This window comes from Micromonospora sp. NPDC005254 (assembly GCF_042872525.1).
In the GTDB taxonomy this organism is placed as follows: Bacteria; Actinomycetota; Actinomycetes; order Mycobacteriales; family Micromonosporaceae; genus Micromonospora.
This window is the reverse complement of record NZ_JBIAKM010000012.1, coordinates 55,890-71,880: the sequence shown is the minus strand read 5'-3', so window position 1 is coordinate 71,880 and position 15,991 is coordinate 55,890. Positions and strand designations below refer to the sequence as shown.

13 protein-coding genes are annotated in these 15,991 nt (G+C 74.3%); 4 read left to right on the top strand and 9 right to left on the bottom strand.

The genetic code is table 11. The features are described from left to right. The 4 genes from ACFYPR_RS29660 to ACFYPR_RS29645 form a co-directional block, all read right to left on the bottom strand. Nucleotides 1–738, bottom strand: coding sequence for a hypothetical protein (locus ACFYPR_RS29660; protein ID WP_355065874.1), 738 nt, complete (start codon nucleotides 736–738; stop codon nucleotides 1–3). A 3-nt stretch (nucleotides 739–741) separates the two neighbouring features. Continuing rightward, complete coding sequence (locus ACFYPR_RS29655) at nucleotides 742–1,110, bottom strand: hypothetical protein (RefSeq protein WP_354863163.1); 369 nt, start codon at nucleotides 1,108–1,110, stop codon at nucleotides 742–744. A 67-nt stretch (nucleotides 1,111–1,177) separates the two neighbouring features. Beyond that, nucleotides 1,178–1,864 carry a hypothetical protein gene (locus tag ACFYPR_RS29650; RefSeq protein WP_355065872.1) on the bottom strand — a complete coding sequence of 229 codons (687 nt, stop codon included), beginning with the start codon at nucleotides 1,862–1,864 and terminating at the stop codon, nucleotides 1,178–1,180. Next, entirely contained in the window at nucleotides 1,861–2,364 is a 504-nt protein-coding gene (locus ACFYPR_RS29645; RefSeq protein ID WP_354863165.1) for a hypothetical protein, read from the bottom strand. The genes ACFYPR_RS29650 and ACFYPR_RS29645 overlap by 4 nt, the downstream gene beginning before the upstream one ends. 299 nt (nucleotides 2,365–2,663) lie before the next feature. Between ACFYPR_RS29645 and ACFYPR_RS29640 the strand changes: the two genes are divergently transcribed. Next, entirely contained in the window at nucleotides 2,664–3,626 is a 963-nt protein-coding gene (locus ACFYPR_RS29640; protein WP_354863166.1) for a hypothetical protein, read from the top strand. Between the two features lie 64 nt (nucleotides 3,627–3,690). On the opposite strand, the gene ACFYPR_RS29635 is transcribed toward ACFYPR_RS29640, so the two are convergent. From ACFYPR_RS29635 to ACFYPR_RS29625, 3 genes are all read right to left on the bottom strand, one after another. After that, nucleotides 3,691–4,977 (bottom strand): ricin-type beta-trefoil lectin domain protein, encoded by a 1,287-nt coding sequence (locus ACFYPR_RS29635; protein WP_387263751.1) that lies wholly within the window; start codon nucleotides 4,975–4,977, stop codon nucleotides 3,691–3,693. 234 nt (nucleotides 4,978–5,211) lie between these two features. Then, complete coding sequence (locus ACFYPR_RS29630; protein WP_387263748.1) at nucleotides 5,212–6,294, bottom strand: zf-HC2 domain-containing protein; 1,083 nt, start codon at nucleotides 6,292–6,294, stop codon at nucleotides 5,212–5,214. A 99-nt stretch (nucleotides 6,295–6,393) separates the two neighbouring features. Then, nucleotides 6,394–6,960 (bottom strand): sigma-70 family RNA polymerase sigma factor, encoded by a 567-nt coding sequence (locus ACFYPR_RS29625; protein WP_354863117.1) that lies wholly within the window; start codon nucleotides 6,958–6,960, stop codon nucleotides 6,394–6,396. A 419-nt stretch (nucleotides 6,961–7,379) separates the two neighbouring features. Here ACFYPR_RS29625 and ACFYPR_RS29620 point away from each other — a divergent pair, with 419 nt between their 5' ends. Next, entirely contained in the window at nucleotides 7,380–8,969 is a 1,590-nt protein-coding gene (locus ACFYPR_RS29620; RefSeq protein WP_387263745.1) for a ricin-type beta-trefoil lectin domain protein, read from the top strand. Nucleotides 8,970–9,025: 56 nt separating this feature from the next. On the opposite strand, the gene ACFYPR_RS29615 is transcribed toward ACFYPR_RS29620, so the two are convergent. Then, the gene (locus ACFYPR_RS29615; protein WP_354863121.1) at nucleotides 9,026–10,516 is read right to left on the bottom strand and encodes a S8 family serine peptidase; all 1,491 of its coding nucleotides are present in this window, start codon (nucleotides 10,514–10,516) and stop codon (nucleotides 9,026–9,028) included. A 194-nt stretch (nucleotides 10,517–10,710) separates the two neighbouring features. Between ACFYPR_RS29615 and ACFYPR_RS29610 the strand changes: the two genes are divergently transcribed. Further along, nucleotides 10,711–12,765 (top strand): hypothetical protein, encoded by a 2,055-nt coding sequence (locus ACFYPR_RS29610; RefSeq protein ID WP_387263742.1) that lies wholly within the window; start codon nucleotides 10,711–10,713, stop codon nucleotides 12,763–12,765. On the opposite strand, the gene ACFYPR_RS29605 is transcribed toward ACFYPR_RS29610, so the two are convergent. Then, nucleotides 12,696–14,345: a hypothetical protein gene (locus tag ACFYPR_RS29605; RefSeq protein WP_387263740.1), complete on the bottom strand. Its 1,650-nt coding sequence runs from the start codon at nucleotides 14,343–14,345 to the stop codon at nucleotides 12,696–12,698. The two genes, ACFYPR_RS29610 and ACFYPR_RS29605, sit on opposite strands and share 70 nt — an antisense overlap. Nucleotides 14,346–15,177: 832 nt before the next feature. Here ACFYPR_RS29605 and ACFYPR_RS29600 point away from each other — a divergent pair. After that, nucleotides 15,178–15,942: a hypothetical protein gene (locus ACFYPR_RS29600; RefSeq protein WP_387263737.1), complete on the top strand. Its 765-nt coding sequence runs from the start codon at nucleotides 15,178–15,180 to the stop codon at nucleotides 15,940–15,942. The last annotated feature ends 49 nt before the right edge of the window (nucleotides 15,943–15,991 follow it).

The following is a 15,991-nucleotide window of genomic DNA, read 5'->3' as shown; positions in this document are numbered from 1 at the left end:
TCAGCTCTCCTTCCACAGCACGAAGCCGGCCAGCGAGAGCACCGGGGTGACCGGGCCGTAGAGACCGCCGGAGCTCAGCGGCCGCAGCCGCCAGTCCACGCCGTTCCAGTCCGCCGTGTAGTCGACCGAGAAGTAGCGCGCCGTCGCCTGCCGGACCAGCACCCGGACCACGGCCGTCCGGGGCGTGTAGCGCACCACGAGGAACCCGGCGAGGCGGTTGGAGGTCTGCGGCGGGCCGCCGTCCTCCAGCGACTCACGCATCGCGTCGAAGTAGTCCCGCCCGAGCCCGGGCACGAGCTGCTGCCGGCTGACCGTACGCCAGTCCGGGCCGCTCATCTGCCGGGAGATGGTGTGCACCGCCAGCACCGCGCCCATCGGGGTGTGCGCGAAGCACCAGCGCAGCGGCCCGGTGGCCTTCAGCGGCCCGGCGGAGGCGGAGAACGGGGTCTGCGCGCCGTTGAGCGGGTGCCACGTGACGTCGGTCGGCGCCGCGTCCGGGATCCGCTGTACGGCGTCCACGGTGCGGCAGCCCTGCGGTCGCGACCCGTCCGGCGCGAGGCCGCCGATCACCGGCCCGGACGCGGGCGCGGCCCGGGAACCGGCGTCCCCGCCCCCGTAGAACGCCGCGCCGACGCCGGTGCAGAGCGCCAGCACCACGAAGGCCGCCGACACCTGCCATCGACGGTGCCGCCAGAACGGCCCCTCCTCCGCCGGCCCGGATTCGTGTCGCGCGCGCATGCGTCAGTTCCCGTCCGCCTGGCCGCCGGTGCCGAAGACCCAGGTCACGATCGGGCCCGCGGTGGCGACCAGGATGCAGCCGCCCAGCACCATGCCCAGCCGGCTCATGTGCTCCGAGCTCTCACCCCGCTTGTGTGAGATCGCCATCACCGCGCCGGTGATCAGCACACCGAGGACGCCGGCCGCCGTACCCGCCCAGGCGACCAGGCCGAGCGCCTGCTCGACCTTCGTGGCGAGCTCACTGGGCACCGAGTTTTCGCCGGTCGCCGGCTGCGGCACCCCGCCAACGAAATCGCCGCCCAGTTCGGGCGCGGGACGGATCCCGAACGGGATCCGAACCAGACCGCTGTAGTAGATGTCGGAGAGGGCCATTGGGTGCTCCTTCAGTGCTGGGAAAAGGGGTTGGTCAGTCGGCCGGGGCCGGGGCCCGTCGGGGTGGTCACTGGCTGAACCCGAGCGCCTCGACGATCGGCCCGGCGGTGGTCGCGAGCAGGCACGCCGCCATCACGAACGCGATCTGCTTGGTGTACTCGGTCCGCTCCTCCAGCGCGCCGCGCCGCAACTGCGAGGCCAACGTCATGCCGGTCAGCAGCAGACCGAGCACCGCGGCGGCGCTCACGCACCAGGCCATCAGCGTCAGAAGCTGCACCACCGGGGCGTTCGGGTCGTCGACGGCCACCTGGTACGGCTCGATCGACGGCGCCTCGAAGCTCTTCTTGTTGATCGCGTTCTCGCACTTGAACTTTCCCGCGTACAGGGCGCCCTTGAGCGTGCACGAGTGCGACCCGGTGATGTCCACGTTGTCCTTGGTCCGCGAGTGGCCGCTCAGGTCCACCAGCATCTCGACGTCCATCCAGACCGTGTCGCCGTCGGTGAACTCGGCGGTCAGGTCGAACGACCCGTCGGTCGAGCCCTTCTTGCCGGAGCAGACCCGGTCGCCGCCACCGGCCGGGTAGGTGTTCACCGTGGTGGTGGTCTTCAGGCAGATCTTGTAAAGGAACGCCGCGTCACCGCCGTCCACCGTCACCGTGTAGGTGCCCGCCGCCGCCCATGCGGCCGGCGCCGGCCCGAGCAGCGCCAGGACCAGGGCGGCGACGACCCAGCCCGCCCGGCGGGTCCGGCTCACCGCGACCCCCGCCCCGGCCGGGCCTCCACCAGGGCGGCCAGCCGGGCCAGCTGGCGCGGCGGACGCTTCGGTTCCGCACCCACCCGGTACGACGGAACCCACGGCACCCGGTGCACCGGGGCGATCGCGCGCAGCAGCCGGATCCGGCCGAGAAGCGGCGCCGGCAACCGGCCCGGGGCGTCGGCGATCAGCACCACGCCCACCAGCCGCATCCCGGCCGGGTGCCGGCCCTCCCGCATCGCGTTCAACGCGCGGGAGACCGCCCGCAGGCCGTCGAGGCTGGTCCGCCCGACCACCGCGACCCGGGCCGGCTCGCCGATCGCCGCATCCGGCCACCGGCATCCGATGTCGGTGCCGCCGAGCAGGCGGGTGAGGGTGGAGGCGCCGGCGCCGCCGTGCGCGCCGATCCAGCCGATGCCCTCGTCCGAGAGGACATCGCGGTGTCGGATCGGACGCTCGTCGCGCTCCCGTGGTCGCCGCAGCATCACCGGCTGGCTCATCGTCCGTCTCGCCTCCCTGTCTGCTCGCCGTCGTCGGTCGCCGGCCGCGTCTGCGGCGCCTCGGCGGCGCGGGCGGAGCGGTCGACGGCCGCTCTACGACGCGACCGCCCACTCGGTTCAGCGCGGGTTCGAGGTTTTTTCCAGCCGCCGCCCGGCGGAGAAATCCGGGGGCACGGCTGAACCGGGGCCGGGGCCGCCGCGTAGACGGTGCACCGCGATCCGTGGGAGGGAGGCGGCACACCGAGCCGGCGGCGAACCGCCGGTTGGCCCATCACGAACCAGCGCTCGAAGGAGTGACCATGTCCGACCCCAGGTACGGCTACGAGCCGGATCCGCTGCAACGCGCCCAGACGTTCGCCGGTGCGGAGAACGACTACGAGATGGAGGCTGCGGACCGGCACTACAGCCTGCCGGTCAACCCGTACAGCCAGGCGGCGTACGCGTCCACGTCCGCGTCCACGGCGCCCCCGCAGTTCACCGACTCGTTCAACGGAGGGCGGCGGGTGTCGCCGCCCGCCGCCCCGGCCCGTTCGGAGCGGAACTCCGCCGCGCGTGGCTCCGGCGCGAGCCGGAACTCCGCCGCCGCCGACCAGCAGGTGGGGCGGCTCCGCCGCCGGTCCACCTACGTCGCCACCGACCCGGACGCGCTCGTGCGGACGGCCATGCAGGTGGGTGCCGTCACCACGCCGGCGCCGGTGGAGCCGCGACGCGGCAGCCAGGTGCGGCCGGCCAACCCGGACCGTCCGACCGAGAGCGAGGCGCGGCAGGGCGCCAAGAACGCCGGCTTCACCGGCCTCACCCAGTTCAAGGAGTACATGAACACGTACCTGCCGCCGGGTGCGGAGTTCACCGCCGGCTCGTTGAGCGCCATCTCCGGCGTCCTGGAGGGCTGGGCGGCGCGCGGCACGCAGATCAGCGCGTCCGCCGTGACCGCCTTGAAGTCCGGTGTGGAGTTCATCGACGCCGCGCAGAGGGGTGACTGGACGAAGGCCGCGGTGCACGCCGGGAACCTCAGCGGCCTGGGCATGAGCATCGCCGGCACCGCCGCCAATGCCACCCAGCTCACCGCGGCCGGCGGGTTCGTCACCGCCGGCGCCGCGCTGACCAACGCGGCGGTCGACCAGCGGCGCTCGGCGATCCAGCAGCAGTCGCAGAACGTCGACCTGGAACGCGGGCGGACCAGCCCAGGGTCGAGTACGGGCCCGGCGGCCAGTTCGTCGAGCGCGGCACAGGGTCAGGCGCCGGCACGCGGCCGGAGGTGACCGCTCGACACGACCGGTGGGCCCGGGTGAACGATCACCCGGGCCCACGTCGCTTTCGGCCGGCTCAGCGACCCGTCTCGCGCCAGTTCTGGTTGCTCTGGCTGGCGGCGCACTCCCAGATCTGCAACGGCGCGCCGTCGTCGGAGTTCCAGTCGCGCACGTCGAGGCACTTGCCGGAGTTCGGGTTGCGCAGCAGGCCGCCCTCGGCGACCCAGACCTGCGCCGGCCCGCCGTTGCACCAGGCGAGCTGCACCTTGGCCGCGTTGTCCCGGGACGCCCACGCCACGTCCATGCACTTGTCCAGCGCCTTCAGCGTGTCGCCGGACCCACGGGTGAACCGCTGGCCCGGGGTGCCGTTGCACTGCCAGAGCTGCAACCGCACGCCGTCGGCCGACTCGCCGCCCGGCACGTCCACGCACTTGTCCGCGTAGCCGCGCAGCGCGAAGCCGGATCCGGAACGGTCGGCGGGACGCTTCGCGAGCGGGGTCGACGGAGTGCCGCCGTTGCGGAACGTCACCACCACCTCCGCGCAGCCCGGGCAGTTGTAGACCGTCTCGTTGCCGGCGACCCGGTCGTGGGTGGACCACAGGTAGGCGCGCGGCCCGAACGGCAGCAGCGCGGCGGTGTACGCGCTCTCCGCGTCCCGGTTGGGGTTGACGCAGTTCACCCGGTCGCCCCGGGCCGGGTCGCGTACGGCGTGCGCCTCCGGGCAGGCGGCGAGCATCTGCCCGGCGGAGCAGTCCCACCGCGCGCAACTGCCCGCCTTCTCCGGGCGGGGAGCGCCGGGCGCGTCGATCGTGATCGTCGTCGACAACGCGTCGACGTAGCTGACGTTGTACCAGGGCGCGCCCGCGTTGTTCCGGTCGAAGTTGAATTCGGCCAGGCTCACCGGCTCCGCGCCCCGCTCGCACCGGTCGGCGAAGGCGCCGCAGTCACCGACCAGGCAGCGGAACGAGCCGTTCGGGTCGCCGCCGCAGCGCTGACGGGCGAAGAACCGGCCGCGCCAGTGGCCGGGCTCGCCGGCATCCGGGATGACGATCGTGCTCGACTCGCCGGGGCGCAGCGTGGGCAGGCCGGTGATCGGCCGCGAGCCGTCCCCGCTCTCGCCCGCGCCGATCCACAACGTCTCCGCGGTGCCGTTGACGAACGTCACCCGCTCCCCGGTGGCGGCGGTCGCCCGCCCGCCCGGCACGCCCACGATCAGCCCGAGCGCCACCAGCACCACGGCGAGCAGCGCGGCCCTGCGTGCTGGGCGGGGGCCCCGGTTGACGCCCTCGGATGGGCCCGGGCCCCCGCCCGACACCCCGGCCCGCGTCCCACGGGTCGACGACGATCCGGTCCTCACAGCCATGTAGCCCTCCCTCGGCCTGGCAGGGACGCGCCGCGTCCCCCGACGGGTGCGGCAACCGCACGGCGACATGACGGCGCGGGAGAGCCTTCGGTTCAACGGGAAGTGCGGCGGATCGGTCGGAGACCATCTGTCCCGCACCACAGGATCGGTGTAGATCTTGGAAGGAAAGCGCCCCGATAGGGGCCGTTCGGTACCAAGATCTGTGAGCCGCTGGCCGCGAACAGCCTTCCGTCCTCAGCGCGAGATCGGCGCGGTGACCACCGAGGTGCCGTCGGCGAGGCCCACGCCGACGAAGGAGAGGTCGTCGACCGGCGGTGACAGCTCGCCGGTCACCTCCTGCGGGCCGGCCGAGGCGGTCCAGTCCCGCACCTGGTGGGTGACCCCGTCGCGGGTCACCGCGAAGAGCCGGTAGCGCAGCCCCGGCCGCAGCCCGGTCGCGGTGATCCGGATCGTGGAGCCCCTGCCCTCGTGCGTGGTGATCGACACGGAGAGGCTGATGCCCTGGCCGGGCGCCTCACCGGTCGCGGTCAACACCAGGTCGTCACGGCCCCCGCCACCGACTGTGGCCACGATCCCGCCGGTCAGCACCGCGAGCGCCAGCACGACCGCCCCGCCCCAGAGCAGCAGCCGACGGCGGGCGGACAAAGCCCGGGGGCGGCCGCCGGACGCCCTCCCCGGCCCGGTCGGGCCGGCGCCGCCCGGCGCACGCCCCGGCCGGACGCCCCACCGCCGCGCCGGCCCGCGACCGGCCGCGGCGCCGCTCGGGCCCGCCGTCCCCAGGACCTCGGTCCGGGGTACGCCGGTCGGACCCGACGCCGACGCCACATCCGGCACGCCGGCCCGGGACTCGCCCGAGTCCGACGCCGACGCGACATCCGGCAGGCCGGCCCGGAACTCAGCCGGGCCGGACGCGGTGTCCGACAGGTCACCCGGTTTCGGCGTCGGGTCCGAGGCCGGCGGGGTGGTCGACGTGCCGGGCGTCGGGTGGGCCGACGACCGGGGCGCCGGATCGCGGCCCGGCGGGAGTGCGTCCTCCGGTCCGGGCGCGGGACGCGGCGGAAGGACGGAACGCGGCGGAAGGACGGAGGCGGGGGGCAGGACGGAGGCCGGTGGGAGGGCGAACTCGTCCCAGTCCGCCGCGCTGAGTCCGCCGAGCCCGCTGGTCACCCCGCCCAGGTCGCCTGCGGCGGCGAGGCACTCCCAGCAGCCGGCCAGGTGCGCCTCGAAGGCGACGCGGTCGGTCTCGTCGAGCGCGCCGAGCAGATAGAGCGCCAAGGCCTCGTGCTCGGACGTCGGGTTCTCACCGCCGGTGCGCATCACGCCCCCTTCCCGACCCGACAGAGGGTGCGCCGGAGCGATGATCCGGGACACCGCGCCGGTGCCGGGGATCGGACGAGTAGTCGCCGGGACGTGACATCAGGCCGACTCGATCGGGCCGATCGCCGCGTGCAGCGCCCGCACCGCGTAGTACGTCCGCGACTTTACCGTACCCTCGGGTATGCCGAGCCGCTGCGACGCCTCCGCGACCGAGGCGCCCTTGTAGTACATCTCGATGAGGACGTCGCGGTGCTCCGGCTTGATCTGTCGTAGCGCCAGGCGGACGGTGTGGGCGGTGACCACCCGGTCCATCTCGTCCTCGGCCGTGGTGAGCCGGTTGAGGTCGGGCACGGCGACCTCGGGCGGCCGGGCCTGCCGGGCCCGGCCGGCGTCGACCGCCACGTGCCGGGCGACGGTGTAGAGCCAGGGTGCGATCCGGCGCGGCTCCTCAGCCAACGTCCCCAGGTTCCGCCAGGCCCGCAGGAAGGTCTCCTGGACCAGGTCCTCGGCCAACTCCTGGCGGCCGAGGACGAGCCGGGTGATGAAGCGCAGCAGCGGTTCACGGTACTGCTCGTGGATCCAGCGCATGAGGCTCTCCGGCGAGCCCTGCCCGACGGTCTCGCCCGGCACTCCGGGTTCCACCGCCTCGTTGGGCACCGCCGACACGGAACGCCTCCCCCTGACGTGTGGGGCGTGCCCGCCCGCCCGGCCCGGCACGTCGGCGCCGAGCCCCTCTGAGGGAAAACAATAGCCGTACTGATCGGACGGTGCCGTGGGCCGGCGGACGGCGACCAGCGTGCCGGCGCTCATCGGACGCGGCCCGACCGGCGGCCCGAGGTCACCGTGCCCACGACGGCGCTGGTCGGGCCCGCGCCGGGCGGGTGGTGGCGAGTCGACATCGAACACTCCGATCGGCGATCCGGCAGCCGCGGATCGGTGCGCCCGGCGGCGGTCACGTTGACGGCTCGGTGTGCCGGTCGGTTCAATGGCGGCCGGACTGGAATCGGATCCGATTCCGGTCGGGTGAACCGAGGACGTCGCGCATCCGTCACGCCTGGCGACGTCATCACCGGAAGGGAAGTCCCGTGACACCCGATCTTCCTGGCCTCCGATCCCGGCTCGCTCGGATCCCGCGTCGTGTCGTCGCCGCCATCGCGGCCGGCCTCGCGGTGCTGTGCATGGTGGTCGCCTCCGTGAGCTGGGGCATCGCCACCGCCCGGGATGACAAGCTGACCGGCCGTACCGTCTCCGCCGAGCACCTGACCGCGATCCGGGCCGCGGCTCGGTCCTGCCCCACGCTGACCCCGGCCCGCCTGGCCGGGCAGCTGATGACCGAGTCCGGCCTGGACGGACGCGTGAAGAAGACCACCTCGGGCGGTCGCGGCTTCGCCGGGCTCGACGACGACCGGTGGAAGTCGTGGGCGCCGTGGCCGGGAGCGGACCGCACCGACACCGCCGCGAACATCCTCGCGCTGGCCCACCAGATGTGCGACCTCAGCGGGCAACTGCGGCTGGCCGGGATCCCCGGTGACCCGTGGCGGCTGTCCCTGGCCGCGTTCCACACCGGACTCGACCAGGTACGCGAGGCCAAGGGCGTGCCGTCGGCCGCGGTCGCGTACGTCGACGACGTCAGCCGCTACGCGGCGTACTACGGCGAGCTGACCGCGTTCGGCGGCGCCGGCACCGCCCGCCCGGACCCGGAGCGCCAGCAGCCCCGGGCGGTGCCGTCGAGCTACGTACGCCTGGTGGTGCGCGCCGGCTCGGTGTGCCCGGAGGTGCCGCCCGCGGCGGTGGCGGCGCAGCTCATGGCGATGTCCGGCTTCGACCCGAACCTGCTCGGCGACGACGGCCGGCGGGGAATCGCCCAGTTCCTGCCCGAGGTGTGGCGGGCGCACGGGCCGGCGGGCGCCTCGCCGTGGGACCCGCAGGTGGCCGTGCCGGCGGTCGGCGCCGCGGTCTGCGCGTTGCGGCGTGACCTCGCCGGCCTCGACGGCGACCCGGGCCTGCTGGCGCTGGCCGCCTACCGGAACGGACCTACCGCGGTCCGGCAGACCGGCGGCGAGCTGGACGACGCGACGCAGGCGTTCCTGCGGCAGGTGCGGGAGTTCACCGACTTCTACGCCCTCGACGGCCGGCTCCGGGTTCCCTCGGCCAGCCCGAGCCCGTCGCCCAAGCCCTCGCCGCCGTCGCCGACGCCGACGCCGACGGCCGCGTCCCCCGCGCCCCGGCCCAGCGCGACGCCGTCGGCCCGCCCGTCCGCCGAGCCGGAGAAGCCGGCCCCGCCGAAGCGCCCGAGCGGCGCGAAGCAGCTCGTCGGCAAGGAGACCGGTCTCTGTGCCACCGGCGGCACCGGCGATGGCGTACCCGTGGTCCTGCGGCCGTGCAAGGAGGACCGGCTGCAGTGGTGGACGTTCGGGTCCGACAAGACCGTCCGGGTCAACGGCCTCTGCCTCGATGTGGCCTGGGGCGAGAAGCGCGACGGCGCGCCGGTGCAGACCGCCAACTGCAGCGGCAACCCGGCCCAGAAGTGGGAGTGGATCGAGTATCAGGGCATCCGGTCGCTGTTCAACCGGGAGACCGACCGCTGCCTGGACGTGGACGGGCACGGCGACGGCGCTCCGCTGAACGCGTGGACCTGCGTGTTCAATCCGAAGCAGACCTGGTCGCTGCGGTAGCCGCCCGCCCCCGGTCACCCGCTCGGGATGACCGGGGGCGCCGGCCGTCGTGCGGGTCAGCCGGCGTACCGGCGGCGGCGCATCCGGAACACCAGGAAGCCGCCCGCGCCGAACGCCAGGGCGAGACCCAGGAGTACGGCGAACAGCGTGCCCCCGCCACCGCGGTTCGCCTGGGCGGCGGCCGGGTCCCGACCGCCCACGGAGGGCGCCACCGAGGCAGCGGGGTTGATCATGCCGGAGCCGTACCGGGAATCACCCTCGGCCACCTGCCCGCCGACCGGGTCGGCGGTGCCGCGGATGCGCTCCTTCACCTGCGCGGCGGTGAGATCGGGCTGGGCGGCCCGGATCAGCGCGGCCTCGCCGGCCACGAACGCCACCGCGAACTCGGTGCCGGTGTTGCCGACGACCTTGCCGCCGCCCACGCCGAGCGTCGCCACCTCGATGCCGGGGGCGACCACCTCGACCGAGCCGTCGAGATACTTCTCGGCGAGCTGGCCGCCCGCGCCGACGCCGCCGGTGAGCACCAACGCCCCGCCGCCGGATCCGCCGCGCGGCGACGGAAGCGTGGTGGGTTTGACCGGCGCACCCGCCACCACCACTACGTCGTGCTCCAGCGCGGTGGCCAGCGACGCCGCGACCGCCGGATCGGCCAGGTCGACCCGGGAGCCGAGCGCGACCACCGAGGCACCCGTGCTGACCGCCACCTCGATGGCCGTCGCCGCGTCGGCCGGCCGGGCGTCGCCCGAGGAGCGGACCATCCGCACCGGCACGATGGTCGCGTCCGGCGCGAGGCCCACCGGGCTGCCCTCGACGCTGTCGTCGGCGGCGATGATGCCGGCCATCGCCGTACCGGAACCCAGGCAGTCCTCGTCACCGCGCCCGTTGCCGACGGTGACGTCCGCGCCCACCGCGACCCGGCCGCTGAGCTGCTGGAGCCCGGCGTCGACCCCGCTGTCGACGACGGCGACCTTGACCCCGTTGCCACGGGTCAGGGTCCACGCGCTGTCGGCCGCCATCCGCAGTTGCGCCCACTCCGACCGGCCGCTCGACGCGGTCGTGGCGGTGCACCGCGCGGCCGGGCCGCCGCCACCGGGAGAGCGCGAGGCCGTGTGACTGGGGCTCGGCGACGGGCTGCCGTCCGGCCGTACGCTCGGTGAACGCGCCGGGGTGGGGCCGGCGGACGGCTTGCGGGGGGCCGGCAGCTGTCCGTACTCGACGCCCTGGCCGGCGGCGTCCCACGGCAGCACCAGGTACCACCCGGCCTTCAGGGCGGCCGGGTCGGTCAGCCGGCCCCCGTCCGGCTGGACCCGACCGGTGTTGAGCTGGTAGATCTCGGCGGACCGCTCGCCGCTGCCGAGGAAGCGCCGGGCGATCTCGGTGAGATTCTCCGGCTGGCCCTGGTAGCGCGCCGTGACCAGGTAGTACTTCACGTACGGCTCGGTGTCCGGCGCGGACCCGGCGGCCGAGGGCCGTGGCGCGGCCAGGATCGCGCAGCCGACCATCACCACCACGAGCAGTCGAGCAAGGATGGAGTGCTTCGCCAGCACCGGGTTCCCCTTCCGTCACCGCGGCCCAGACCGATCAGCCGTCACCGTCTATTGCGGATCAGCGGCGACTTCGTTCAAATCAATCTGAACCAGATTTCCATGGCGCCCGTCATGGAGAACGCCGAGGGTACCGGCCCTCGATGTCGGGCAGCTCCGGCCGCCGGTGGGGCGTCGGTGGAACGAAGGCGGGGACGGTGGTGACAAAGCTGGCGCAGGCCATGGACGGCCGGGGGATCGACCGGGTGCCGAGCACCCGCCGCTTCGACCCGCGCCGGCACCGGCGGGTGCCCGGCCTGCTGGATCTCTGGCTGGTCTGCGGTCCCCGGGGGCGGCCGGCGTTGCCGGGCGAACCGGACCGCCCGCTGGACGCGCCCGCCGTGGCGGACCTGGTGCGGCGCACCGGGGACGTCGCGGACGACGTGCGGATCCTCGCTGACGACGGCGCCCGCCACGCCGAACTGTTCACCGAGGTGGCCGGCCTGCTGGGGCACGACGTGCTGGTCAGCCCCGACGGCGCGGACATCCGGCAGGTGCTGGCCGGGCGCGCCCCCGACGCCGACGACGGCCCGCTGCACGCGCTGCCCCTGGACCGGGTCACCCGCCAACCGATGGACTGGCTGGTGCTGCAACCACCCGACCTGGCAACCCCGCTGCCCGGCTGGTTCGCCATGAAGGACGGTCTGGTCCGGCCCCGGACCGGGGTGGTCAACCTGCCGTTGGCTACCGGTGTGGCGTTGGCCACCCGGGCGGACTTCGTGGCCCGCCGAGCCACCGCCCACCGGCTCGGCGCCACCATGTCCGAGCTGGTCACGGTCTCGGTCACGGCCCGCTCCGGCGGCTTCCTGATCGGCGACTACAGCGGCACCCAGCAGGTACGCGACGCCGGGCACCTAGCCGCGCTCCTCGGCGACCTGCCGCTCTACGGCGCCGATCTGCGGCTGTGGCTCACCTGGCCGTCCGAGCCGGACGAGCAGGCGAAGCTCGTCACCCAGGCCGCCGAGCTGGCCGAAACCACCGGCGCCACGGTCTGGACCCCACCGCCGGGCGGCCGGGCGGAACTCGTCGGCGACCACCACGACCTGCGCGCGCTCGACGCGGCGGGTGGCGTGACGCAGTGGCAGGCCCACCGACCGCGCTACGCAGACAGCCCGCCGGCCGTCGACGCGACCCCCGACGGCCTGCTGGTGCCCCGCTCGTTGCGACAGCGCATCGTGGTGGCCGACGCTCCGGACGGCGACCGGCCGGTGGACACCGCGTCGGACGACGCCGCTCCGTCCAGGGCCACGCGGGCCGGCACCCCGCCGGAACGACACGAGGCCGCCCGGCCGGCGCCCTCGGCCCGCCCGACGCTGGCCGCCGAGACCCGCCGCGCGGGCCGGTACGGGCCACCGTGGCTGCGCCCCGGCCAGCAGGTCAACGTCACCGCGTTCGAGGCGTTCGTGCCGGTCACCGGCGACCTGGAACGAGCGGCGACCGACGGCGTACCCAGCGCGGAGCTGTTCCTGGTCGCCCACCTCGACCCGCGGTCCGCGCCGCACCGGTCGGACCTCCTGCGCGTCCGGATCTCCCCGGGCGGCGCGATCCCGGTGCAGGTGCTGCGCTCCCACGTCCCGGCGCGCCTGCAGTATCTGCTCGGTGCCCCGGACACTTATCTGCTGCCGGCCGGCCGGCTGGAGCGGGCGCGCGTGCGGGACGGATTCCGGGCCACCGACGACGGCGGGCTCCAACCCGTCGACGGGCTGGACTGCGGGTCGCTGCGGATTCGGTCTGCGCCGGCGAGCGCGTCGAGCGGTGGGCTGCCGCACGACGTCAGCCGGTGGCCGGCGCACGGCACCCGGCGGGCGTACGCGCTGTTGCCGGCGCGGTCCCGCGGCCTGGCGCCGGGCTGGTTGCCGCTGTCCCGGCGGCGGCCGGCGGCGCGGGCCGGGCGGCTGCTCGTGGAGGTGCGGGTGCCGCGCGGCCGGACGGTCGACGTCGAGGCCACCGCCGACGCCCTCGCCGCCCTGCCGCTGGCCCGCGGTCGCGCGGAGCGGCTGCGGCAGGCGGGGGTCGACCTGATCCTCACCAGCCGCTCCTACGACCGGGTCCAGGTGGACCGGGTCCACCGGGCCCGGGACGGGGTCTGGGAGGCGGTGTCCGGGCTGGCGGGTGGACCGCTGCCGGTGGTGCTGCGGGGCGTTCAGTCCCCACCGCCCGCCTCCCCGTCCCCGTCCCCGTCCCCGTCCCCGTTGTCGTCCACGTCGAGCTGAAGCGACCAGCGGCCGGCCGGGACCGGACCGACCACCACCGGCACGCACCGCCCCCCGGTGGCGGCGGCGAGACCACGCGCCCCGGCCGGCGACGGGCCCTCGACGAACACCACGGACGGCTCCGGCAGCTCCTCGCCCGGCCCCGGCGGCTCGGGCAGGCCGGGCAGCCGGCGGCAGCCGGCTGCCATCCCGCCGCCGAGCGTCTCCCCCACGACCGCCACGCCGATTCCGGCGGCGGAGAGCCCTCCGGCCAGGGCTGCGGCCGCGCGGCCGCAGACCGCCACCGGACCGACGAGCGTGAACACGTCCGGCACCCGGGCGAGATCCACGTGCAGCCGCCACGGCCCACTGCGTCCCAGCACCAGCGGCAGCACCGCCGGCGGCGCCACCTCCCCCGGACCCAACCAGGCGTACGGCGGCGCGCCGCGCCCGGCCGCCACGCCGACCAGCCGGACCCGGGCCGGGCCGACGTCGGTGTCCAGGTCGGCGGTGAGGTACGGCGCCTCGTCCCCGGCCGGCAGCGGCGGGCGCGGCACATCCGTCGAGGCCTCCATCCGGGCCGGCGTGCCGGCCGGACGCGCCACGTCCGCCTCCGCCGGCGTGGCGCGCCGCTCGTTGTCGGAGGCCTGGAAGACCCGTCCGCCCACCGATCGTCCGGTCGCGGCGGAGGGCCCAGGCGACTCGGCTACGGAGGCCGGCCGGGTTCGCGTGGCCACGGACGACGCCTCCACCGGGGACGGCTGCGGCGCCTCGTTCGCCGGGCCGGACGCCGTCGTGTCGTCCTGAAGGAATGAGGTGGCTGCTCCGTCCGTCGAGGACGGCGCGTTCGCGGGAAGCCCGTCCGGTGTCGCGGGCATGTCCGTGGCCGGCGCGGCAAGCGGCGCCCTCGCGGCGTCGGCGGGAGCGGGCGTGTGGTGCCGCTCAGGCGGCCACGGACCGTCGTCGCCGGCCACCGGCAGGCCACGACCGGAGCGGCCCGGTCGCAGCAGCACGATCGCCGCCACCGCGAGCAGCACCGACAGGACGCCCGCGCCGACCCGGATCACCAGCGGGTCGAGGCCGGCCGGGGTCGTGGGTTCCTGCCGCCGGGGCGCGGCGACCTCCGTGGTGGCCGGAGGCCGGGCGGGCGCGGACGGCGGCACACTGCTCGGCGCGGCCGTGATACGGGGCGGCGCGGCCGTGGTGGGCGCCGGGGCGGACCGCTGGGCGGGCGGCGTCCTGGTCACCGGCGGGGTGGGGCGGGCCCGGGGCCGGGGCAGCGGGCCGATGCGTACCCCCTGGCCCTTGGCGTCCGGGGGCAGGACGAGCACCCAGCCCGGGTTGAGCACCAGGCCGTCGGTGAACGTCTCACCATCCGGCTGGGCCCGACCGGTGTTGAGGTCAACGATCTCCCGGTACCGGTTGCCGTTGCCGAGCGTACGCAACGCTATGGCATAAAGGTATTCCCGTTGCCCGTCGACCGGCGGGCCGACCACGTAGTACCGACCGGTCTCCGTCGGCGCGGCATGCGCCGGACCGGTCGGCACCAGCCAGATCCCGACCAGCACCAGCACCGCCTGAACGGCCCACCGCATCCGCACCCGTCGCCCTCCCTCTCCACCGACACCTCATCCTGCCGTCCCGGCTCACTACGGACCTGGCCGCCGGCGGTTCAACGGTGATCGCGCCCGGGCCGGCGGGCCGCCGTCACGGGGAGGTAGAGAAGCAGGTATCAACCCGAGCCAGCGACTGTTCACCGTCTGGCCCACGATCCTCGACCGTCTTCTCCCCGGAGCCCGGCACGTCCCAGGACCAGGTAAGGACAGGTCTTTCCGGCGCGACGAGGCGGACCTCGACAAGGCGCTGCTGCCCAAGCGGCCGGATGTGGCGCTCTGGCCAGGCCGGGAGTGGTTGCGCGGCCTGAGTCGGTGGTTGGACGCGTACGCCCCGCGCCCCAGCCTCTGCGATCGACTCATCTTGTGTCTGGGCTCCATGAGGCTGACTTTCACTCCCGCCGGGGCAGTCCAGCAGCGGTTTCGGGCACGGTGACATCCGGCGCGCTGGACACAGACGAGATCAGCGATGATGACAGGGCGGGCAGGTTCGCTTCGGACGATCAACAAGGCGTAGAGGAAGATCGAGGATCATCCGAGCTGTCATGCCAACCCCATCAAGCCGGACACGCCGCGACTTTGCCGGGGCCCTGGGTCCTACTTCGACCGCTTGCGGCGTCCGGGCCCACCGCGGTGATCCGGCGAACACGGCGGTGCCCACTGCGGCAGCGTCGACGTGGATGTGGACGCGGCCGGCCGTGCGAGTGTCACCCTCCTTCGCATGACACGACTGTAGGCGTCGAACAGGGTCGACCACAGACCCCAGGCCGTCGTCCGGGTCGACCACTGCACCCGGCTGGTGGCAATGCACACTGGAGTTATGTTGACATTCGTGGCGGCCATTGCGGCGTTCGCTGGCGGCGCGATAGCCGGCGTCATCGCCGACGCCGTGGTGGACAAAGCCCATCGCATGAGACGCTACGTGGCCGCATTGATCGTGGCTCTCGTTGTCTTCGGCGGTATCCAGGCGGTAGCGCAACTCCGGTCCCAACCGGATGCCGGCACTCCCCCCCAGGACGCGGGTCGGGCGATCCCACGGGGATCGACCACCCCACCTGCCAGCGCGACATCGACGCAGGCGACGCCATCTACGCCGGCGACCACGGAACCACCTCCGGTGATGGCTACCTCCCTGCTCGACTTGCCCGCCGTCGACGAAGACACCAACAGCAGCATCGACCTCGACGAGCCCGGCACGGTGGAAATCAACGGCACGACGTACGGCCACGCACTCATCTATCAATGCTCGCTCTACTGCGACGGATCTTCTCCGCAAGTACGCGAGGTGACTCTGGGTAAGAAATTCAGCCGATTCAGAACCACGGCGGCCGTCCTGGACACCAGCACCGGCAAGTACCGAATCGACATCACGCTGGACCGGCACCCGCCCAAGACGTATACCATCACGCCCGGGAACCCCGCATCGATCAACATCAGCGTGGCCGGCATCTCGCGATTGCGGATCCAGTTGTACGCCCCGGGAAAACTAAAAAGCCCGTTACAGGCGGGCGTCGACGTCGCTGGCGGCAATAACGGCGGCGGTCTGTCCGGCATCGGCCTCGGCGACCCAATTCTGCTCCCCTGAGCGCACCTACCGGGTACCCGGCGGCCCGACGTTCCGGCCGCCGTGGGCG